Source organism: Actinoplanes sp. NPDC024001 (assembly GCF_040638955.1).
Classification (GTDB): Bacteria; Actinomycetota; Actinomycetes; order Mycobacteriales; family Micromonosporaceae; genus Actinoplanes.
In genome coordinates this window covers 1-20,804 of sequence record NZ_JBEZZB010000023.1, presented here as the reverse complement: position 1 = coordinate 20,804, position 20,804 = coordinate 1, and the positions used below count along the sequence as shown (strand labels likewise).

Sequence of the window (20,804 nt, the reverse complement as noted above, 5' to 3'; positions counted from 1 at the left end):
ACGATAGGTGCCATGGCCGATGAACGCGACGGCGTGCCGCTGACCAACCTGGACCAGGAGCTCTTCCCGGGCGCCGGGGCGACCAAGCGGGACCTGATCGATTACCTGGACGCGATGTCCGGACGCCTGCTGCCGGTACTGCGGGACCGGCCGCTCTCGGTGATCCGGGTGCTGCGCGGTCAGGACCAGTTCATGCAGAAGAACCTGCCCAAGTACACACCGGACTGGGTGCCCCGGACCAGGATCTGGGCCGACGCGTCGCACCGCGAGGTGACCTACGCCCTCGGCAACGACCGGCGCACCCTGCTCTGGTTCGGCAACCAGCGCGCCGTCGAGTACCACCCGGCGCTCATGCTCGCCGGATCGCACCACCCCACGCACCTGATCATGGACCTGGACCCGCCGGAGAACGGCGGGTTCCAGCTCGCCGTCGCGGCGGCCCGGCTGGTGCAGCAGGTGCTCACCGACGCCGGGATGCCCGGCGCGGTGAAGACGAGCGGGTCCAAGGGCGTGCACGTCTTCGTGCCGCTCGCCCCGGAGGCGGCGCCGGAGGACGTGGCGGCCGCCCAGCGTGCCGTCGCGGCCCGGGCCGAGCGGCTCGACCCGGAGCTGGCGACCACCGCGTTCATCCGGGAGGACCGGCACGGCAAGGTCTTCCTCGACGCCACCCGGGCCGGTGGGGCGACCGTGGTGGCCGCGTACAGTCCGCGGATCCGGCCCGGCGTGCCGGTGTCGTTCCCGGTGGACTGGGCGGACCTGGACTCGGTGGCGCCCGGCGACTTCACCGTGCGTAACGCTCCGGGGCTGCTCGGCGACCGCGACCCGTGGGCTCAGGCGCTGCCCGATCCGGTGCCTCTGGAGAAGGGCCTGGTCGAGGAGGGGCATACCATTCCGGTCGCCCGGGTGCAGGCCATGCACGAGGGCAAACGCCGGGCCCGCGCGAAACGTGCCGCCGAGAGCTGAATACACCGAACGGTGTAGGGACGTACGCCGGAGGAGTCGATGCGGATGACCGCACTGGTACGACGCGCCGGCCCGGGCCGCGAACCTAGCGTTCCCGGCATGACGAAGAACTTCACCTATGTGGCCTCCGCCCTCACCCTGGTGGGCGTCCCGGCCGGGCTGGCCGTCACCGGCGGCAACTCCGACCCGGTCATGACCTCCAGCCTGGCGGTCACCCTCGCCGGGCTGGTGCTCGCCGCCCGGCGCTGGCCGCTGGGCTCGCTGATCACGACCCTGCTGATCGTGGCGGCCTGGCGCTCGTCGTACCTGATCGAGTCCGGCTGGCTGTGGCCGGCGACCGCCGCGTTCGTCGCCGTCGTGCTGGCCGGCCGGCTGCGCGCCGCCGTGGTGGCCGGCGCCGTCGCCCTGTTCTTCGGGCTGAACTGGGACTGGGTCGTCACCATGCAACCCTCCGACCACGTGTTCGCGCACGTCGGCGGCGACGCGCTCTGGTTCGGCACCGTCCTGGCGGGCGCGTCGGCGTACCGGAATTCCCAGCGCTGGCGCGCCGAGGTCGCCCAGCGGATCGCCCGCGACGAGCAACAGCGCGAGATCGAGGCACGCCGCAGGCGGGCCGAGGAGCGCGTGGAGATCGCCCGCGACCTGCACGACGTGGTCTCGCACACGCTCGCCGTGGTGGGCGTGCACCTGAACGTGGCGCTGGACGCCTTCGACGCCGAGCCGGACGAGGCGAAGGCCTCGCTGAAGCTCGCCCAGGAGGTCCGGGCCAAGGCCATGACCGACCTGCGGGCGCTGGTCGGGGTGCTGCGCGAGGGCGAGCTGCCCGCGCTGGAGAGCCTGGACCGGCTGCTCGGCCAGGTGCGCGAGGCCGGTCTGACGGTGTCGCTGAACGAGTTCGGTGACCCGGTCGAGGTGCCCGCCCCGGTCGCCACCGCCGTCTACCGCGTGGTGCAGGAGTCGCTGACCAACACCGTCCGGCACGCCGGCGCCACCCGGGCGGTCGTCACCCTGCGCTACTCCCCGGACCGGGTGCTGGTCGACGTGCAGGACGACGGGCGGGGCGCGGCGGAGATCACCGACGGCCACGGCATCGCCGGCATGCGGGAGCGGGTGGCCGCGCTCGGCGGGGCACTCACCGCAGGGCCGGGCACGAGCGGGTTCACCGTGCGCGCCAGCATCCCGATCGTTACGGAGTGAACATGCCCATCTCGGTACTCCTCGCCGACGACCAGCACCTGGTCCGGGCCGGTTTCCGCAGCCTGCTGCGGCGCGGCCGGGACATCGAGGTGGTCGGCGAGGCGTCCACCGGCGACGAGGCGGTCCGGACCGCGCGCCAGTTGCGGCCGGACGTGATCCTGATGGACATCCGGATGCCCGGCATGGACGGGATCGCCGCGACGCGGCAGATCCTCGCCGAGCAGGACACCAGGATCATCATCCTGACCACCTTCGAGACCGACGAGTACGTCTTCGCCGCACTCGCCGCCGGCGCCAGCGGGTTCCTCACCAAGGAGATCGACCCGGACGGCCTGCGCTCCGCGGTACGGGTGGTCGCCGCCGGCGACGCCCTGCTCTCCCCCAGCGTCACCCGCCGGGTCGTCGGCCAGTTCGCGCACCGCCCGGTGCCGGCCGCCGCCACCGCGGGCGGGGACCGGCTGGCCGTCCTCACCGAGCGCGAACGCGAGGTGGTCCGGCTGATCGCCACCGGCCTGTCCAACGACGAGATCGCCCGTGAGCTGGTGATCAGCCCGCTGACCGCGAAGACGCACGTCACCCGGGCGATCGCCAAACTCGGCGTCCGGGACCGGGTGCAGCTGGTGATCGTCGCGTACGAGGACGGCCTGGTCGGCTGAAAACTCTCAGGAGAGATCCGTTCGACCCGATGACCCGGATAACCGAGGACCGGAGGCACGGCGGATGGCAGTTCCTGATCAGAAGGCGGAACGCCGCTGGGTCCGCCTCTGCCTGAGCGTGTGCGCCGTGTTCGCGGTCCTCGCCGTACTGATCGGCACCGGGCTCGGCGGACCGGGCGCGACCCGGGCGATCTGCCTGGCCGCGCTGCTCGCCGGATCCGTCGCCGCGGCGTTCGCCTGTCTGTGGCGCTCCCGGGGGTTCACCGGCCGGTCCCGCTGGGGCTGGGCGACTCTCGGCGCCGGCGTGCTCAGCTGGGGGCTCGGCCAGTTCTCGTTCCTGCAGCACGCGGGCGCCGAGATCGAACCCGGTGCGGCACCGGCCGGGCCCAACCTGGGTGTGCTCGGCATGCTGCTGGTCGGCGCCGGCCTGCTGATCCTGCCGAGCGCCAGCCAGCCGCTGGTCAACCGGATCCGCAGCGTCCTCGACGGCCTGCTGATCGCCGCGTCGCTGGTCCTGGTCGGCTGGGTGTTCGCGATCGACCAGGCGACCGTGCTCGGGCCGGACTTCTACTTCACGCTGGTCTTCCCGCTCGGCGGGATCGTGCTCGCCACCATCGCCGTCTACATGCTGCCGCAGCAGCGGATCCGGCACGGCTGCGGCGCCCACATGGCGTTCATCGCCGCCGGCCTGGCCGCCTTCGCGGTCGCCGACGCCGGATACGCCTACCTCGGCCTGGTCCACGACACCGGTGCCGGGCAGGCCCTCGACCTGGGCTGGCTCGCCGGATACGCGCTGGTCATCATGGGTGCCGGGCGTCCGCTGGCGCGGCCGGTGCCGCTCGTCCCGCTGTCGCAGCGGGCCGGAACCGTCGCGGTGATGCTGCCCTACGTGGCGGTCCTCGCCGCGCTCGGCTCCAGCGTGCTTTTCCACGTGCAGAGCGGCGGCAGCCACCCGTTCGTGGCGTTCACCCGGTCGTTCCTGATCCTGCTCATCGTCGGGCGCCAGCTGCTCACGCAGCTGGAGAACAACGGGCTCACCCGTACGCTGGAGGCCCGCGTCGCCGAGCGCACCGCCGAGCTGTATGCCCGTGAGCAGCAGTTCCACGCCCTGGTGCAGCACAGTTCGGACGTGGTGACGGTGGTCAGCCCGGACGCCGACGTGATCTACCAGAGCGAGTCGGTGCACCGGGTCTTCGGCTACTCGCCCCGGCTGCTCACCGGCCGCCGCCTCACCCAGCTGCTCGACCCGGCGTCCGGGCACCGGCTCGCCCAGGCGCTGCGGCAGGTGGCGGGGCGCCCGTACGCGACCACGGTCCTCGAACTGACCGTCCGGCACCGTGACGGCCGCGACCGGCAGGCCGAGATGACCATCACGAACCTGCTCGACGACCCGCACGTCAACGGCCTGGTGCTGAACACCCGCGACATCAGCGAGCGGATGGAACTGCAGGAGCAGCTGGTCCACGAGGCGTACCACGACTCGCTCACCCAGCTCGCCAACCGGGCCCTGTTCCGCGACAGGACCGCCGCGGCGCTCGCCGGCGGCGCTCCCGTCACCGTGCTCTACCTGGACCTGGACGGCTTCAAACGGGTCAACGACAGCCTCGGCCACCTCGCCGGGGACCAGCTCCTGGTGCAGGTCGCCGACCGGATCACCGGCTGCGTCCGCGCCGGCGACCTGGTGGCCCGCTTCGGCGCCGACGAGTTCGGCATCCTGCTCGACCACGACCCGGAGACGGTGGCCCGCCGCATCCTCAACGACCTGGAAGCGCCGATCGTGGTCGGGGACCGGCAGATCCACATCCGCGCCAGCATCGGCCTGGCCTCGGCGGACACCCTGGACGAGGAGGACGCCGAGCAGCTGATGCGCAACGCCGACCTGGCCATGCACCACGCCAAGAACGCCGGTGGCGGCGTCTTCGCCGGTTACCGCACGCGGATGCGTGACGGCCTGATCGAGCGCCTGGAACTGGAGTCCGACCTGCGCGCCGCCCTGGAACGCGGTGACCTGCGCCTGCACTACCAGCCCACGGTCGACCTGGCCACCCACGAGGTGGTCGGCTTCGAGGCGCTGGTCCGCTGGCCGCACCCGGTCCGCGGCATGATCAACCCGATGGACTTCATCCCGCTCGCCGAGGCGACCGGGCTGATCGTGCCGCTCGGCCGGTGGGTGCTGCACGAGGCCTGCCGCCAGGCCGTCGCCTGGAGCGAGGCCGCCGGCGGCCGCCCGCTGCGGATGTCGGTGAACGTCTCGGTCCGCCAGTTCGACCAGCCCGACTTCGCCGAGACCGTCGCCGCGGTGCTCGCCGACACCGGGATGCCCGCCGACCGGCTCTGCCTGGAGATGACCGAGAGCGTCCTGATGTCCGACACCGAGGCCAACCTGGAGCAGCTGGTCCGGCTCAAGGCGCTCGGCCTCACCCTGGCGATCGACGACTTCGGCACCGGTTACTCGTCGCTGGCCTACCTGCGCCGCTTCCCGGTGGACACTCTCAAGATCGACCGCTCGTTCGTGGAGCGTCTGGGCGTCCTGGCCGACGACACCGCTCTCGCCGACACCATCGTCCGGCTCGGCAAGAGCCTCGGCATGGCGACGGTCGCCGAGGGCATCGAGGAGTTCGGGCAGCTCGCCGCCCTCCGCGAGATGGGCTGCGGATACGCGCAGGGCTACTACTTCTCGCGGCCGGTTCCGGCCGCCGAGGCGGGCCGCCTCTTCCTGGAGGGCGCCGAGACGCCGGCCTAGTGGTCGAACTGGATCCAGTTCAGGTTCACGAACTCGCTGTCGTCGGTCGTCGTGAAGGTGACGAAGACCGTGTGCACCCCGGTGACCGGCTCCAGCGCGGCGGCCACCGTCTGCCAGTTCTGCCATCCACCGGTGTTGACCACCGAGACCTCACCGACCGGGGCGCTGTCCTTGCTGTCGAGCCGGAACTGCACCCGCCCGGCCACGCTCGCCGCGGACGACAGCCGCACCTTCGCCTTGGTGGCCGGAACAGCCCCGAAGTCGAAGTTGTCGAACCGCAAGTGATCATGGCGGGTGATCCAGCCGACGTTCTTGCCGCCGCCCTGGTCGGCGGTGTCCTCGGACTCGATGCCGGCCAGCTCGGTCGCCGACTCGGCCTGCAGCACCGGGTACTCCACCGGGCTCGGCGCCACGGATTCCGGCGTCTCGACCGTCGGCGACGGCGCGGCAGCGGACGACGACGCCACCACGACCGGCGGCGCGGAGACCGCGGCCGGCGTGTCCTGCCAGCGCCCGATCGCATAGCCGAGCAGCACCAGGCCGACACCGCCGAGCCCGGTCAGCGCCCGACGGCGGTTCGTCCAGGAACGGGTCCGGTACACGGCCGGAGATCGTTGGTCCACCGGACCAGAGTAATCAGGTGATCTTCGGAGCCAGCTCGGTGAGCATCTCCTCGCCGAGAGCGGCCGCCGCCCGGGGGTCCGCGCCGGGGCCGCCGATCCGCGGATCCCAGTTCGGCTCGTAGAACAGCTCGGTGGCGCCGGCCTCGGCATACCGCTGGGCGCCGTCGCGGATCTGCGCCCAGTCGCCGGAGAGCGGCACGCCCTCGTCGCGCTGCCCGGCCTGCACGACCGCGCGCACCACGATCCGCACCGCACCCGGGTCACGCCCGGCCGCCTCCGCGGCCTCACGCACGATCCGGGAGCCCTCGGCGATGTCCGCCAGACTCGCGCGGCTGCTGCTCACCCAGCCGGCGGCCAGCCGCCCGGCCCGGCGCAGCGCGACCTCGGCACTGCCGCCGAGCAGCACCGGCGGCCCGCCCGGCTGCACCGGCGCCGGCGCCATCCGGCTCGGCGGCACCCGGTAGAGGGTGCCGGTGAACGACGCCTCCTCACCGCTGAAGTGGGCGGCCAGCGCCGCCAGGTACTCCTCGGTGCGGCGCCCGCGCGGTCGCGGGTCGGAGCCGGTCGCCTCGAATTCCGGTTCTGACCATCCGGTGCCGAGCCCCAGATCGAACCGGCCGCCGGAGAGCCGGTCCAGGGTGCTGACCTGTTTGGCCAGGTAGGCCGGCGCCACATAGGGCAGGTTGATCACCGAGACGCCCAGCCGGATCCGCTCGGTGGCCGCTGCCGCCCAGGTCAGCGCGACGATCGGATCGAGCACACTGTGATAGACCGGCGCCAGCTCCTGGCCGCGGCCGATCAGCAGCCGCTGGAACGCCCACAGGCCGTGATAGCCGAGTTCCTCGGCATTGCGCGCGATGCGCGTCAAGGTCTCCGCCTGCGCCCAGGCGCCCGACACCGGCAATCCGAAACTGATCAGCATGCAGAATCTTCCTCGTACGAGTCCTCGAACAGTTCCCGCCACTCCGCGCGACCCGGGAGCAACTCCAGGCCGCCCGGCGGCCGCCGGGCGTGAGCAGCCGGCCGGGCTCACCCCGCCGGATAGATCCGGGTCGGCGTGACCAGCACAGCCGTGCGGCGCTCCTCGACCATCGCCCGGTCGTAGGCGTCCCAGTCGTCGTGCGTGCCGCCGGCCGCCGTGAAGATCTCGCGCAGCAGCAGCCGGAGGCGCTCGGCGTCGAGCCAGGGCTGCGGGTCGTCCGGCCCGGCGAGCAGTGCCGTGCCCTCGACCGTCGCGTAACGCCACCCGCTGCGGAAAGCCACCGCCACCTGTGGTCGCTGCCGGAGGTTGCGCAGCTTCACCGCGCCGAGCGCGACGAACGCCAGCACCGGCGTGCCGTCTGCCGGGTGCTTGATCAGCCCGGTGTTGACCAGCGTGGACTGCACCGTCTGATCGGCCCGCACGGTGGACACGATCGCCAGCCCGGTCTCGGACCGGCTCAGCTCCCAGGCGTCGTCGAGCGCACTCATGCCCCTGACCCTACGCGCGGCCGCGCACCCGGTGCGGGTGCGCGGCTGTCGCATGTCAGGCGGTTACTTCGATCTTGCGGGGCTTGCGCTCCAGCACCGGGATCCGCAGCGTCAGGACGCCGTTGTCGTAGCGGGCCTCGAGCCGGTCGGTGTCCAGCTTCTCGGAGAGGACGACCTGCCGGGAGAAGGGGCCCGTCGGCCGTTCGGCGATCACCAGCCGGCGGTCCTCGCCGTCGGTGCGCTTGCGCTCGGCGCGGACGGTCAGCACCTTGCCGTCGACAGTGATGTCGATCGAGGCCGGGTCGACGCCGGGGAGGTCGATGTCGATGAAGAACGTGTCGTCCTCGCGGTAGGCGTCGAGGCGGGCGCCGGCTTCGCGGGTGGCGAAGACCCGGGTGGTGAGACGTTCCAGGTCCCGGACGGTCGGAGTGCTGAGCAACATGATTGAGGCTCCTATGAACTTGAGCTTGGGTGACTCAAGTCTGCTAACCGGGATTCTCGGATCGGAATTCCCCCGGCAGGTTGCGACCCCGGTCTTCGAACATCTGTACTAAGCTGCCGGTTGTGGTCCTGCACGCCGATCTCGACTCGTTCTACGCGTCGGTCGAGCAGCGCGACGATCCGGCCCTGCGCGGCCGGCCGGTGCTGGTCGGCGGCGGTGTCGTGCTGGCCGCCAGCTATGAGGCGAAGGCGTTCGGGGTGCGCACGCCGATGAGCCTGAGCCAGGCCCGGGCGCTCTGCCCGCAGGCGATCGTCGTGCCACCGCGCATGTCGGCCTATGCGGCGGCGAGCAAGCAGGTGTTCGCGATCTTCGACGACACCACGCCGATCGTCGAGCCGCTCTCCATCGACGAGGCGTTCCTCGACGTCGACGGGCTCGCCAAGATCCGCGGCGGCCCGGTGGAGATCGCCCAGCGGCTGCGCTCCGAGGTGCGCGAGCGGGCCGGGCTGCCCATCACGGTCGGGGTGGCCGGCACCAAGTTCCTCGCCAAGGTGGCCAGCGGCGTCGGCAAGCCCGACGGGCTGCTGGTCGTGCCGCCCGGCGAGGAGCTGGCCTTCCTGCATCCGCTGCCGGTCGAGAAACTCTGGGGCGTCGGCCCGGTCACCGCGGCGAAACTGCGGGCCCGGCAGATCCACACGGTCGGGCACGTCGCGCGCATCGGTGAGGCCGCCCTGGTGGCGATGCTCGGCCCGGGCGCCGGGCGGCACCTGCACGCGCTCGCCCACAACCGCGACCCCCGCCGGGTGCGCACCGGGCACCGCCGCGGCTCCATCGGCGCGCAGTGCGCCCTCGGCCGCCGCGAGCGGCCGTTCACCGAGGTGGAGGCGACCCTCGCCGCGCTGGTCGACCGGGTCACCCACCGGATGCGGCGGGCACACCGCGCCGGGCGGACGGTCACGGTGCGGCTGCGCTTCGGCGATTTCAGCCGGGCCACCCGGTCGCGCAGCCTGCTCAAGGCCACCATGCAGACCGGGGCGATCCTGCGCACCGCCGAGGAGCTGCTGCGCGAGGCCCGGCCGCTGATCGAGGAGCGTGGCCTGACCCTGGTCGGCGTCGCGGTCAGCAACCTGGACGGGGAGGGCAACGTGCAGCTGGAGTTCCCCTTCGACAACCCCGGCAACGACGGGCTGGACGCCGCGGTCGACCGGGTCCGCGACCGGTTCGGCGCCGGTGCCCTGCGCCGGGCCGACATGATCGGCCGGGACCTGCACCCGTCCGTGCCGATCCTCGCCGACTGACTCCCCCGCCGACCCGCGCGTGGCCGACCACCAGCGACCAGGCAGACTTCAGGGCGTGCGGAAGATCTATGTAGTCGGGATCGGCGCCGGCGACCCGGACCATCTGACCCTGCAGGCGGCCAAGGCGATCGGCCGGACCGACGTGTTCTTCCTGCTGGACAAGGGCGAGGCCAAACAGAGCCTGATCGACCTGCGGGAACGCCTGATCAGGGGTTACTCACACCCGCGCAAGCGGATCGTCGAGGGCCGCGACCCCGACCGGGACCGCACCCCCACCGACTACACCGGCACGATCGCCGACTGGCGTCACCGCCGCTCCCTCGTCGTCGAGGAACTGATCGTCGAGCACCTGAAGGACGACGAGATCGGCTCGATCCTGGTCTGGGGCGACCCGTCGCTCTACGACTCGACCATCGCCATCCTGGAGGAGATCCTGGAGCGCGGCGCGGTCTCGTTCGAGTTCGAGGTGATCCCCGGCATCAGCAGCGTCTCCGCGCTCGCCGCGAAGCACCGGATCGGCCTGAACCGGGTGGGCCAGCCGTTCCAGGTCACCACCGGGCGGCGCCTCGCCGAGGGCTGGCCGGAGGGGGTCGACGACGTGGTCGTGATGCTCGACGCGCAGCAGGCCTTCACGAAACACCCGGAGGCCGACATCTACTGGGGCGCTTACGTCAGCACCGAGGACGAGATCCTGGCGGCCGGCCGGGTGGCCGAGGTGGGTGACGAGATCGTCGAGCGCCGTGCCGAGGCGCGCGAGCAGCACGGCTGGATCATGGACACCTATCTGCTGCGGCGTCAGAGCCGGTTGAACGGCTCCGCGTAGACGAAGTCGCCGCGCAACTCCGGCCGGTACGTCGTCAGGGTGCGCGCCTGAAAGTGCGGCGCCCACTCGGTGTTCTGATGGCTGATGCCGAACTCGGCGGCCAGCCGGAACCCGAACCGGCTGTAGTAGCGCGGGTCGCCGAGCAGCACCACCAGCGGCTCACCGAGGGCGTCGGCGGCGCCGAGCACCGCGTGCACCAGCGCAGACCCGACGCCGCGCCGCTGGTGGCCCGGGTGCACGCTGAGCGGGCCGAGCCCGAGGACCGGCGCACCGTCGAGCCAGGCCCGGGTGCAGGTCACATGCCCGATCACCTTGTCGCCGTCGAGAGCGACCAGGGAGAGCTCGGGCAGCCAGCCCTGATCGGCCCGTAACTCGTCGACCAGGTCTGCCTCGAGCGCCTGCCCGAACGCGGCCAGTGTCACCGCGTGGATCTCCGCCGCCTGCGCCGATGTCTCCCGCTGCACGATCACGGGCCCAGCCTCTCGACTGGGCCCGTGCCTGGCAAGCCAATTAGGCGGTGCCGTCCTCCAGGTCGCCCTCGGTCTCCAGGTAGAGCTGCTGCACCGCGGCCAGCGTCTCCGGCTCCGGGGAGTCCCAGAGTTTGCGGTCGGCGGCCTCCAGCAGGCGCTCGGCGATGCCGTGCAGCGCCCACGGGTTCGACTGCCGCATGAACGCCTGGTTCTCCGGGTCGAGCAGGTAGCTCGCGGCGAGCTGCTCGTACATCCAGTCGGTGACGACGCCGGCGGTCGCGTCGTACCCGAACAGGTAGTCGACGGTCGCGGCCAGCTCGAAGGCGCCCTTGTAGCCGTGCCGCCGCATGGCGACGATCCAGCGCGGGTTGACCACCCGCGCGCGGAAGATCCGCGCGGTCTCCTCGGTCAGGCTGCGGGTGCGTGCCTGGTCCGGGTTGGTGGAGTCCCCGACGTACGCCGCCGGCGCCTTCCCGGTGAGCGCCCGGACCGTGGCGATCATGCCGCCGTGGTACTGGAAGTAGTCGTCGGAGTCGGCGATGTCGTGCTCGCGGGTGTCGATGTTCTTGGCCGCGATGTCGATGCGCCGGTAGGCGTTCTCCATGTCGCCGCGCGCCGGCACCCCGTCCAGCCCCCGCCCGTAGGCGAAGCCGCCCCACACCGCGTACACCTCGGCCAGGTCGGCGTCGTCGCGCCAGTTCCGGCTGTCGATCAGCGGCAGGATGCCGGCCCCGTACGCCCCGGGCCGCGACCCGAAGATGCGCATGGTGGCGCGCCGCCAGTCGCCGTGCTCGCCCTGGTCGCGCAGGGCGTGCTCGCGCACGAAGTTGTCCGGCTCGTCCAGCTCGGCGACCATCGCGAACGCGTCGTCCAGCATCGCCACGACGTGCGGGAACGCGTCCCGGAAGAAGCCGGAGATGCGGACCGTCACGTCGATGCGGGGCCGGCCCAGCTCCTCGCGGGTGATCGGCTCGAGTCCGGTGACCCGCCGGGACGCCGGGTCCCAGACCGGGCGCACGCCGATCAGGGCGAGCACCTCGGCGATGTCGTCGCCGGCGGTCCGCATGGCGCTGGTGCCCCAGGCGGAGAGCCCGACCGAGCGCGGCCAGTCGCCGTAGTCGGCCCGGTAGCGCTTCAGCAGCGACTCGGCCATGGCCTGCCCGGTCTCCCAGGCGAGCGCGCTGGGGATCGCCTTCGGGTCGACCGAGTAGAAGTTGCGGCCGGTCGGCAGCACGTTGATCAGGCCGCGGAGCGGGGAGCCGCTGGGGCCGGCCGGAACGTATCCGCCGTCGAGGGCGTGCAGCACGTGGGTCAGTTCGTCGGTGGTCCGGGCGAGCCGGGGGACGATTTCCCGGGCGGCGAATTCCAGCACGCGGATTACTTCCGCTTTATCTGACAAATCCGCAATGCCGGAAGTGGGCCAGCCGCGGTCCTCCATCGCCGTCACCAGCGCCCGGGCCTGCGCCTCGATCGCGTCCGTCTCGGCCGTCGACGCGTCCTCCGGCAGGCCCAGCGCCTCCCGCAGCCCGGGCAGCGCCGCCACCTGGCCGGCCCACATCTGCCGGGCCCGCAGCATCGCCAGCACGAGGTTGATCCGGGCCTCACCGGCGGGCGCGGCGCCCAGCACGTGCAGGCCGTCGCGGATCTGCACGTCCTTGACCTCACACAGCCATCCGTCGATGTGCATGATGAAGTCGTCGAACTCTTCGTCGTCCGGACGGTTCGCCAGGCCGAGGTCGTGGTCCATCTTGGCGGCCTGGATCAGCGTCCAGATCTGCGCCCGGATCGCCGGCAGCTTCGCCGGGTCCAGCGTTGCGATGTTCGCGTGCTCGTCGAGCAGCTGCTCCAGGCGGGCGATGTCACCGTACGACTCGGCGCGCGCCATCGGCGGGATCAGATGGTCGACCAGGGTGGCGTGCGCCCGGCGCTTGGCCTGCGTGCCCTCGCCCGGGTCGTTCACCAGGAACGGGTAGATCAGCGGCAGGTCACCGAGCGCGGCGTCGGTGCCGTCCGACGCCGACATGCCCACGTTCTTGCCCGGCAGCCACTCCAGGTTGCCGTGCTTGCCCACGTGCACCACCGCGTGCGCGCCGAAGTCGTCGGCCAGCCACCGGTACGCCGCCAGGTAGTGATGCGACGGCGGCAGGTCCGGGTCGTGGTAGATGGCCACCGGGTTGGCGCCGAACCCGCGCGGCGGCTGCACCATCACCACCACGTTCGCGTCGCGCAGCGCGGCCAGCACGATGTCGCCGCCGTCCACGTAGAGCTCGCCCGGCGGCGGCCCCCAGTGCTGCTCGACGCTCTCCCGAAAGTCCTCCGGCAGGGTGGCGAACCACCGCTCGTAGCGCTCACCGGGGATCCGCACCGGGTTCCCGGCGAGCTGCTCCTCGGTCAGCCAGTCGGGGTCCTGCCCGCCGGCGGCGATCAGCGCGTGGATCAGGCTGTCCCCGTCGTAGTCGGTGAACGAGCCGACCCGGTAGCCACGCTCGGCGAGCGCGGCCAGCAGCGCCACCGTGGAGGCCGGCGTGTCGAGACCGACCGCGTTGCCGATCCGCGAGTGCTTGGTCGGGTAGGCCGACAGCATCACCGCGATCCGGCGCTCGGCGGGCGGGACGTGCCGCAGCCGGGCGTGCGCCACCGCGATCCCGGCGACCCGCGACGCCCGCTCCTCGTCGGCCACGTAGACCGACAGCCCATCCGGGTCGATCTCCTTGAACGAGAACGGCACCGTGATGATCCGTCCGTCGAACTCGGGGATCGCCACCTGCGTCGCCGCGTCCAGCGGCGACAGCCCGTCGTCGCTCGCCTCCCAGGCGGCCCGCGAGCTGGTCAGGCAGAGTCCCTGCAGGATCGGCACGTCCAGGTCGGCGAGCACGCCGACGTCCCACGCCTCGTCGTCGCCGCCCGCGCCGACCGTCGCCGGTTTCGTCCCGCCGGCCGCCAGCACCGTCACCACCAGCGCGTCCGCCTTGCGCAGCTCGGCGAGCAGCTCCGGCGGCGCGGTCCGCAGCGACGCCGTGTAGATCGGCAGCGCCCGCGCGCCCTTCGCCTCGATCGCCCGGCAGAGCGTCTCGACGAACGCCGTGTTGCCGGCCATGTGATGTGCCCGGTAATAGAGCACCGTGACGGTCGCCGGGCCGGTCACCGGCGCGGCCTCGCGGGCCAGCACGCCCCACTGCGGCGCGGCGACCGCGGGCGCGAAGCCGTTGCCGGTCAGCAGCACGGTGTCGGAGAGGAAGTCGTGCAGCGAGGCGAGGTTCTCCGGGCCGCCCTGCGCCAGGTAGGTGTGCGCGTCCGCCGCGACCCCGGCCGGCACCGTGGACAGCCGCATCAGCTCGGCGTCCGGCGCCTGCTCGCCACCGAGCACCACCACCGGCACGTCACCGGCGAGCAGCGTGTCCAGGCCGTCCTCCCAGGCCCGGCGGCCGCCGAGGATGCGCACCACCACGAGGTCGACGCCGTCGAGCAGGGCGGGCAGATCGGGCACCCCGGTGCGGGCCGGGTTGGCCAGGCGCCAGGCCGAGCCGCTGGCCCGGGCGCTGAGCAGGTCGGTGTCGGAGGTCGACAGCAACAGGAACACGCGCGCACTCCCCTCGGGGTCCGCGCCCCGGGTAGTCGGAACCACGGCGACCGGAGTTCCTGGCTCCCGGGTGTGTGCCCGGTGACAGTGGCGGGACCGCGCCGGACTCGCACCGGCTTCCTCCGCGGCGTCGCCGCTCGTAGAGACACCACCTTTGCGGTAGCCGGTGCCCGGCGTCAAGGCGAGGACGGGTCTGTGACGCTTGCGACCCGAGGATGCGGTTCTGTCGGGGGCCGCCCGTAGTATCCGGGCCGTGACTTCGCCCCGTACCGCCGACGTCGATGCCTGCCCGGGCGCGCTGCGGCTGCATGCCGCGGCCGACGGGTTGCTGGCGCGCGTCCGGCTGCCCGGGGGCATGCTGAGCGGAGCTCAACTGCGCGACCTGCGCGAGCTCACCGAGCGGTTCGGCGACGGCCGCCTGGAGCTGACCTCGCGGGCAAACCTGCAGATCAGAGCAGTGCGGGCCGAGCACGCGGAGACCCTGGCGGCCGGCCTGCGCTCGGCCGGCCTGCTGCCCTCGATCACCCACGACAACGTACGGAACATTGCCTGCCCGCCCCTCGCCGGCGCGGCTCTGCGGTCCCTGGTGACCGGGCTGGACGCCGCGATCTGCGGCGATCCGGAGCTGGCCCGGCTGCCGGGGAAATTCCTCTTCGCCGTCGGTCACGTCCCGCTCGCGGCAGACGTGAGCGCGGTGCCGGTGGAGGAGGGTTTCGCGGTCCGGTTCGCCGGCCACGACACCGGTCTGCGGGTCGGTGCCGAGCAGGTGGTGCCGGTTCTCATCGCGGCGGCGCACGCCTTCCTCACGGAGCGTTCGGAGCAGCGGGGCGGTGGGCCGGCGGTGTGGCGGTTACGTGAGCTGGCGGACGGGCCGGCCCGGGTGTCCGCACGGGTGGCGGCGGCTCTCGGTCTGGTCCCGGTCGGCATCCCATCGGCGGCGCCTGTTCCGGTGACCGAGCCGGGTGATCTCCTGGGCATCCTCGAGCAGCCCGATCAGGCCGTCCCGGCGCAGCCCGGCAAGGACGTCCGCGAGCGTGCGGACGGACGGTTCGCGGTCGGCGCGCTGGTGCCGTTGGGACAGCTCACCGACGTACCGATGAGGGTTTTGACGGAGGCCGGCCGGCTGGTCGTCACGCCCTGGCGCGGGGTGATCGTGCCGGATCTGCCGCGCGCCGCGGCAGTGGAGTGGGCCGAGCGCCTGGCCGCGGCCGGCCTGCCGACCGCGACCGCGTCGCCCTGGGTCGGCGTGACCGCCTGCGCCGGCCGCCCCGGCTGCGCGAAATCCCTGGCCGACGTGCGTGCGGACGCCGCCGCGGCGACCCGCTTCGTGGCCGGCCTGCCGGTGCACTGGGTGGGCTGCGGGCGGGCGTGCGGCAGCCCGGCGGGCCGTCACGTGCGCGTCGAAGCCACCAGCGACGGCTATCAGGTGAGCCGGCACCCGGTCCCGGGCAGGCCGCCGGCAGACCCCGCGCCGGCTGGCGCGACGCCGCCGGGCACCGCTTCGCAAGCCGAGCCGACAGGCGCGTCAGCACAGGCGGCACCCGGCTCGGCCGGCGGCGCGACGGTCGCTGCCCCGGCCGGAGCGGCGATGGCGCGGCCCGCACCGGCCGAAAGTGATCAAACCTTCGTCGGTGGCATTCCGCCCGGCCGGCCGAAGACCGGCGGCGTGGTTTGCGGCGAGACTGCGCCCTGCGGAAATGTGCCCGGCGGCGAGCCGGCGCAGCGGAGCGGGGCCGGCGGAACGGAGCGGTGGCGGGAGTTGGCGGACCTGGTGGCAGCGGCGAGGAGGCCCTGATGGAGTACGTGCGCGACGGCGCTGAGATCTATCGGCGGTCGTTCGCCACGATCCGGGCCGAGGCCGACCTCGCGGGGCTGCCCGGCGACGTCTCCCGGGTGGTGGTCCGGATGATCCACGCCTGCGGGATGGTGGACCTCGTGGAGGACGTGCGGTTCAGCCCGGGAGTGGTGACCGCCGCCCGCAAAGCGCTGCTCGACGGCGCCCCGATCCTCTGCGACGCCGAGATGGTGGCCTCCGGGGTGACCCGCAGCCGCCTGCCCGCGGCCAACGAGGTGATCTGCACGCTGCGCGACCCCCGCGTGCCGGAGCTGGCGCAGCGGATCGGCAACACCCGCAGCGCCGCCGCCCTCGACCTCTGGGGTGACCGGCTGGGCGGCGCCGTGGTGGCCATCGGCAACGCGCCGACCGCCCTGTTCCGGCTGCTGGAGATGGTCGAGGCGGGCGCGCCCCGGCCGGCCGCCGTGCTCGGCATCCCGGTCGGCTTCATCGGCGCCGCCGAGTCCAAGGAGGCGCTCGCCGAGTCCAGCCTCGACTACCTGATCGTGCGCGGTCGCCGCGGTGGCAGTGCCATCACCGCGGCCGCGGTGAACGCCCTCGCCTCGGAAGCGGAATAGGTATGACGAACGATGCGGTTCAGCCCGGCCGGCTCTACGGGGTCGGGCTGGGTCCCGGTGACCCGGAACTGGTCACGGTCAAGGCGGCCCGGCTGATCGGGGCGGCCGACGTGGTGGCGTACCACGCGGCCCGGCACGGGCGCAGCAACGCGCGGGCGATCGCGGCCGGCTATCTGCGGCCGGAGCAGATCGAGGAACCGCTGATCTACCCGGTGACCACCGAGACGACCGACCATCCGGGCGGTTACCAGGGCGCGATCGACGAGTTCTACGCCGAGTCCGCGGCCCGCCTCGCCGCGCACCTGGACGCCGGCCGGGACGTGGTGGTGCTCGCCGAGGGTGACCCGTTCTTCTACGGCTCCTACATGCACATGCACAAGCGGCTCGCCGACCGGTACCAGACCGAGGTCGTCCCCGGCGTCACCTCGGTCAGCGCCGCGTCCGCGGTGCTCGGCCGCCCGCTGATGGAACGCGACGAGGTGCTGACCGTGCTGCCCGGCACGCTCCCCTCCGACGAGCTGGCGGTCCGCCTCGCGGAGACCGACTCGGCCGCCGTGATGAAGCTGGGCCGCACCTTCTCCGGTGTCCGGGAGGCCCTGGACCGGGCCGGCCGCCTCGACGACGCGTGGTATGTGGAGCGCGCCACCACCGACCGGGAACGCTCGGCGCCGCTGCGTGAGGTCGACCCGGAGACGGTGCCGTACTTCTCGCTCGCCCTGCTGCCCAGCCCGGCCGCGACCGCGTTCGCCGACGGCAGTGCCGTGCCGGCCGCGCGCACGGTCGGGGCGGCACCGGCCGGCGCCGAGGTCGGTGCCGATCACAGCACCGAGTTCGTGAGCCTGAAGCGGCTCGCCGCGATCCGGGCCGAGAGCAGCACCGCCGGGCCGATGATCAGCCTGGAGGGCGCGAACGCCGCGGTCCTGGCCGGCGGCGAGACCAGCACGGGCATCGGCAGCGTCACCGTGGTCGGATTAGGCCCGGGCTCGCGGGACTGGCTGACCCCGGAGGCGCAGGCGGCGCTCGCCGCGGCGGACGACCTGATCGGTTACGGGCCCTATGTGGACCGGGTGCCGCCGAACCCCCGGCAGCGCCGGCACTCCTCGGACAACCGGGTGGAGGCCGAGCGGGCCGCGTTCGCCCTGGATCTGGCGAAACGCGGCCGCCGGGTGGCGGTGGTGTCCTCCGGTGATCCCGGCGTGTTCGCGATGGCCGCGGCCGTGCTGGAGACGGCCGAGGACCCGCAGTGGAAAGACGTGCCGATCCGGATCGTCCCGGGCCTGACCGCGGCGCAGGCGGTGGCCAGCCGGGCCGGCGCCCCGCTCGGGCACGACTTCTGCATCCTGTCGCTCTCCGACCGGCTCAAGCCGTGGTCGGCGATCGAGACCCGTCTGGAGGCGGCGGCCACCGCCGACCTGGTGATCGCGATCTACAACCCGGCGTCGAAGAGCCGCACCGAGCAGCTGGTCCGCACGCTCGAACTGCTGCGCCGGCACCGCTCCGGGGGCACCCCGGTGGTGGTCGGCCGCGACGTCGGCGGCCCGGCCGAGTCGGTCCGGATCACCACGCTGGCCGGTCTCGACCCGGCGACCGTCGACATGCGCTGCCTGCTGATCATCGGCTCGACGCAGACCCGGGCGGTCACCCGCGGCGACGGCACCACCGCGGTCTACACGCCCCGCCACTACCCCGGCTGACCCCCACCGGCCCGGCAGGCACCCGCCCGAAGCCGCAACCGCCCACGACGTCAGCTCTCCCAGCGCCGCACACCAGCCGTCAGCCAGACCCCCTGGCTGGCGGCCAGTGTCGTTCTGAGAACGCGCAAGCAGCACTGCCGGGCAGCCCGTTCCCCGAGCCGCCAGCCAGTGTCGCTTCGCGCGCACGGAAAGAGCACTCGCGGGCAGCCGGACTTCCGGGCTGACGGGCGAGGTCGCTTTGAGGGCGCGGAAAGAACACTTGCGGGCAGCCGGACTTGCGGGCTGACGGGCGAGGTCGCTTTGAGGGCGCGGAAAGAACACTCGCGGGCAGCCGGATTTGCGGGGTGACGGGCGGGGTCGCTTTGAGGGCGCGGAAAGAGCACTCGCGGGCAGCCGGATTTGCGGGGTGACGGGCGGGGTTGCTTTGGGGGCGCGGGAGGAGCACTGGTGGGCGGCCGGCTGGAGGGCGGGGCGGAACATCGGCTGCGAGCGGAGGAATGAAGCGGGTGACCCGATCCGCTCCCGGGCCGCAACCGCACTGCAGCGGACGAACCCTGACAGCGACAAGCCGTGGAACCGAAAGGAGGGCCACTGATTCAGCAAACTTTGTGAAGGGCTGCCCCCGTGTATACCGCTCGCAAACGTGCCGCGATCCTGGCCTCCTCGCTGTTGCTGGCCGTCTCTCTGCCGGCCGGCGAGTCGTTGGCCGCGCCGCGCAAGTCCGCCACCACCAAGACCAAGACCGCCGCCGCCGCCGCGACGAAGGCAAAGGCCAGCACGACGGCAAAGGCCAGCACGACGGCGAAAGCCAGCACGACGGCGAAAGCCACGCCGAAGGCGAAGGCCACGGCCGCTACCAGCGCCAAGGCCGGGGCGGTCGCCACGGTGCAGGGGCAGCTGGTGGCCTCCCGGGACAGCCGCCTGGACGCCGTGCTGGCGGCCCGGACCATCAACTACTACCCGTCGAACGCCGGCTGGTCAGCGATGTGGACCTCGTTCGACGCCGCCAAGATCGACGCCGACCTGGCGAAGGCCGCCAAGCTCGGCGCCGACAACGTGCGGGTCATCGTCTTCCCGCAGTCGTTCGGGTTCCCGCAGCCGAAGGCCGAGTACACCGACCGGCTCCGCAAGTTCGTCAGCATCGCCGACTCGCACGGCATGACCGTCAAGTTGACGCTGTTCGACTGGTGGGCCGGCTACGCCGACGCCGCCGGCAGCGCCGCCTGGGCGAAGGCCCTGCTCGCGCCGTACGCGAACGACCCGCGGGTGCTGTCGGTGGAGTTGAAGAACGAGATTCCGCCGACCGACGCGGCCGCCATCGCCTGGGTGCGCAAGCTGATCCCGGCGGTGCGCGCGGCGGTGCCGGCGATGCCGCTCACCCTCTCGGTCGACGGCCAGAGCGGCGCCCCCGGCCTGGCCCGGATCAAGTCGCAGCTGGCCGGCACTCCGCTGGACTACTACGACTTCCACTTCTACGGCACGTCGGAGCGCGCCCTCGCCGAGATCCGCCGGGCGCAGGCCGCGGTGGCCCCGCACCCGATCGTGATCGGCGAGACCGGCCTGAGCACGGCGGCCGGCAGCGACGGCGAGCAGGCCGCGTTCCTGGCCCGGGTGTTCGAGGCGGCCGAGACCGCCGGCGTGCGCTCGGTGGCGCCGTGGACCCTGAACGACTTCGCCAGCGGCGCGATCCCGTCGAACTCGCAGGTGTCGAGGGTCGCCGCGCAGTACAAGTTCGGCCTGCACCGGGTCGACGGCACCGCCAAGCCGGCGGCCTCGGTGGTGCGGACCGCCTGGACCGGCGGCAACCTGTCCAACGGTGTGCTGGACCTCGGCTTCGAGGCGAGCGCCGGCGATTCGCCGTGGCGGCCGTACCTGGCGGACAAGGGCCTGGCGGTCCGGGCCCGGGACGTGGCGCGGACCGGCACGTGGTCGGTGCGGTTCTCCGCGACCGGGCGGACCAGCAGCGGGGTGCCGTCGGTGCGTACCTCGCCGGTGAAGCCGGTGCAGGCCGGGCAGAAATGGTCCGCCGCGGCGTGGGCCCGCGGTGAGGGTGTGACCGGCACCAACGAGATCGCGCTGAGCTGGTTCGACGTGAACGACAAGTGGCTGGGCCAGCACTCGTCGAAGCAGGTCGCGAAGGGCACCAGCGGCTGGACGAGGCTGACCGTGGACGCGGTGGCGCCGGCCGGCGCCACCAGCGTCCAGCTTCACCTCAAGTCGGGCGACAACAGGGGCACCGTCTGGTTCGACGACGTGACGATCTCCTGACGGGTCGGAACCCCGATCCGGTGGAACAGGCGGTCGTATGCGGCGACCGTACGCTCCCAGGATGACGGATCGGCGTGGGGGGCGCGGGCGCGGGCGGCGGGCCCCGCGGGGTGCGCGCCCCCCGGCCCCCGGGGGCGCCGGGGGACGGTGGGCGGGGCGCGGGTG

16 protein-coding genes and 1 riboswitch are annotated in these 20,804 nt (G+C 72.8%); of the genes, 10 read left to right on the top strand and 6 right to left on the bottom strand.

Features of this window, described 5'->3' with window-relative positions; all coding sequences use genetic code 11:
- Positions 1-3: 3 nt before the first annotated feature.
- The 4 genes from AB0F81_RS11845 (at position 4) to AB0F81_RS11830 (ending at position 5,559) form a co-directional block, all read left to right on the top strand.
- The gene (locus tag AB0F81_RS11845) at positions 4-963 is read left to right on the top strand and encodes an ATP-dependent DNA ligase (RefSeq protein WP_360195053.1); all 960 of its coding nucleotides are present in this window, start codon (positions 4-6) and stop codon (positions 961-963) included.
- Positions 964-1,062: 99 nt separating this feature from the next.
- On the top strand, positions 1,063-2,160 hold the full coding sequence (locus AB0F81_RS11840; protein ID WP_360194910.1) for a sensor histidine kinase: 1,098 nt from the start codon (positions 1,063-1,065) through the stop codon (positions 2,158-2,160).
- A gap of 2 nt (positions 2,161-2,162) precedes the next feature.
- Positions 2,163-2,816 carry a response regulator transcription factor gene (locus AB0F81_RS11835; protein ID WP_360194907.1) on the top strand — a complete coding sequence of 218 codons (654 nt, stop codon included), beginning with the start codon at positions 2,163-2,165 and terminating at the stop codon, positions 2,814-2,816.
- A gap of 64 nt (positions 2,817-2,880) precedes the next feature.
- Positions 2,881-5,559, top strand: coding sequence for a bifunctional diguanylate cyclase/phosphodiesterase (locus AB0F81_RS11830; protein ID WP_360194905.1), 2,679 nt, complete (start codon positions 2,881-2,883; stop codon positions 5,557-5,559).
- Here the strand turns inward: AB0F81_RS11830 and AB0F81_RS11825 are convergent.
- The 4 genes from AB0F81_RS11825 to AB0F81_RS11810 all read right to left on the bottom strand — a co-directional run bounded on the left by AB0F81_RS11825 (position 5,556) and on the right by AB0F81_RS11810 (position 8,094).
- On the bottom strand, positions 5,556-6,182 hold the full coding sequence (locus AB0F81_RS11825) for a carbohydrate-binding protein (protein ID WP_360194902.1): 627 nt from the start codon (positions 6,180-6,182) through the stop codon (positions 5,556-5,558). The two genes, AB0F81_RS11830 and AB0F81_RS11825, sit on opposite strands and share 4 nt — an antisense overlap.
- 13 nt (positions 6,183-6,195) lie before the next feature.
- Entirely contained in the window at positions 6,196-7,104 is a 909-nt protein-coding gene (locus tag AB0F81_RS11820; RefSeq protein ID WP_360194899.1) for a TIGR03619 family F420-dependent LLM class oxidoreductase, read from the bottom strand.
- A 107-nt stretch (positions 7,105-7,211) separates the two neighbouring features.
- Positions 7,212-7,652 (bottom strand): TIGR03618 family F420-dependent PPOX class oxidoreductase, encoded by a 441-nt coding sequence (locus tag AB0F81_RS11815; protein ID WP_360194896.1) that lies wholly within the window; start codon positions 7,650-7,652, stop codon positions 7,212-7,214.
- A 55-nt stretch (positions 7,653-7,707) separates the two neighbouring features.
- Positions 7,708-8,094 carry an Hsp20/alpha crystallin family protein gene (locus AB0F81_RS11810; protein WP_360194893.1) on the bottom strand — a complete coding sequence of 129 codons (387 nt, stop codon included), beginning with the start codon at positions 8,092-8,094 and terminating at the stop codon, positions 7,708-7,710.
- Positions 8,095-8,216: 122 nt separating this feature from the next.
- On the opposite strand from AB0F81_RS11810, the gene dinB reads away from it, so the two are divergent.
- Together dinB and cobF are read left to right on the top strand one after the other, a co-directional pair.
- The gene (gene dinB, locus AB0F81_RS11805) at positions 8,217-9,392 is read left to right on the top strand and encodes a DNA polymerase IV (RefSeq protein WP_360194890.1); all 1,176 of its coding nucleotides are present in this window, start codon (positions 8,217-8,219) and stop codon (positions 9,390-9,392) included.
- A 55-nt stretch (positions 9,393-9,447) separates the two neighbouring features.
- Positions 9,448-10,215, top strand: a complete 768-nt coding sequence (gene cobF / locus AB0F81_RS11800) for a precorrin-6A synthase (deacetylating) (protein WP_360194888.1) — start codon at positions 9,448-9,450, stop codon at positions 10,213-10,215.
- On the opposite strand, the gene AB0F81_RS11795 is transcribed toward cobF, so the two are convergent.
- Positions 10,188-10,685 (bottom strand): N-acetyltransferase, encoded by a 498-nt coding sequence (locus AB0F81_RS11795; protein ID WP_360194885.1) that lies wholly within the window; start codon positions 10,683-10,685, stop codon positions 10,188-10,190. The genes cobF and AB0F81_RS11795 overlap by 28 nt on opposite strands.
- A gap of 40 nt (positions 10,686-10,725) precedes the next feature.
- Entirely contained in the window at positions 10,726-14,265 is a 3,540-nt protein-coding gene (gene cobN, locus AB0F81_RS11790) for a cobaltochelatase subunit CobN (protein ID WP_360194882.1), read from the bottom strand.
- A 30-nt stretch (positions 14,266-14,295) separates the two neighbouring features.
- Positions 14,296-14,433: riboswitch (cobalamin riboswitch) on the bottom strand.
- Between the two features lie 85 nt (positions 14,434-14,518).
- Here cobN and AB0F81_RS11785 point away from each other — a divergent pair.
- The 4 genes from AB0F81_RS11785 (at position 14,519) to AB0F81_RS11770 (ending at position 20,639) form a co-directional block, all read left to right on the top strand.
- On the top strand, positions 14,519-16,060 hold the full coding sequence (locus AB0F81_RS11785) for a precorrin-3B synthase (protein WP_360194879.1): 1,542 nt from the start codon (positions 14,519-14,521) through the stop codon (positions 16,058-16,060).
- Entirely contained in the window at positions 16,057-16,677 is a 621-nt protein-coding gene (locus AB0F81_RS11780) for a precorrin-8X methylmutase (RefSeq protein WP_360195050.1), read from the top strand. The genes AB0F81_RS11785 and AB0F81_RS11780 overlap by 4 nt, the downstream gene beginning before the upstream one ends.
- 2 nt (positions 16,678-16,679) lie before the next feature.
- The gene (locus AB0F81_RS11775) at positions 16,680-18,371 is read left to right on the top strand and encodes a precorrin-2 C(20)-methyltransferase (RefSeq protein WP_360194876.1); all 1,692 of its coding nucleotides are present in this window, start codon (positions 16,680-16,682) and stop codon (positions 18,369-18,371) included.
- A gap of 624 nt (positions 18,372-18,995) precedes the next feature.
- Positions 18,996-20,639: a glycosyl hydrolase gene (locus tag AB0F81_RS11770; protein WP_360194873.1), complete on the top strand. Its 1,644-nt coding sequence runs from the start codon at positions 18,996-18,998 to the stop codon at positions 20,637-20,639.
- Positions 20,640-20,804 lie beyond the last annotated feature (165 nt).

Coding starts and splice junctions, on each gene's coding strand:
- AB0F81_RS11840 (WP_360194910.1), top strand. CDS start 1,063: ATGACGAAGAACTTCACCTATGTGGCCTCCGCCCTCACCCTGGTGGGC.
- AB0F81_RS11835 (WP_360194907.1), top strand. CDS start 2,163: ATGCCCATCTCGGTACTCCTCGCCGACGACCAGCACCTGGTCCGGGCC.
- AB0F81_RS11830 (WP_360194905.1), top strand. CDS start 2,881: ATGGCAGTTCCTGATCAGAAGGCGGAACGCCGCTGGGTCCGCCTCTGC.
- AB0F81_RS11820 (WP_360194899.1), bottom strand. CDS start 7,104: ATGCTGATCAGTTTCGGATTGCCGGTGTCGGGCGCCTGGGCGCAGGCG.
- AB0F81_RS11815 (WP_360194896.1), bottom strand. CDS start 7,652: ATGAGTGCGCTCGACGACGCCTGGGAGCTGAGCCGGTCCGAGACCGGG.
- AB0F81_RS11810 (WP_360194893.1), bottom strand. CDS start 8,094: ATGTTGCTCAGCACTCCGACCGTCCGGGACCTGGAACGTCTCACCACC.
- AB0F81_RS11775 (WP_360194876.1), top strand. CDS start 16,680: ATGACGAACGATGCGGTTCAGCCCGGCCGGCTCTACGGGGTCGGGCTG.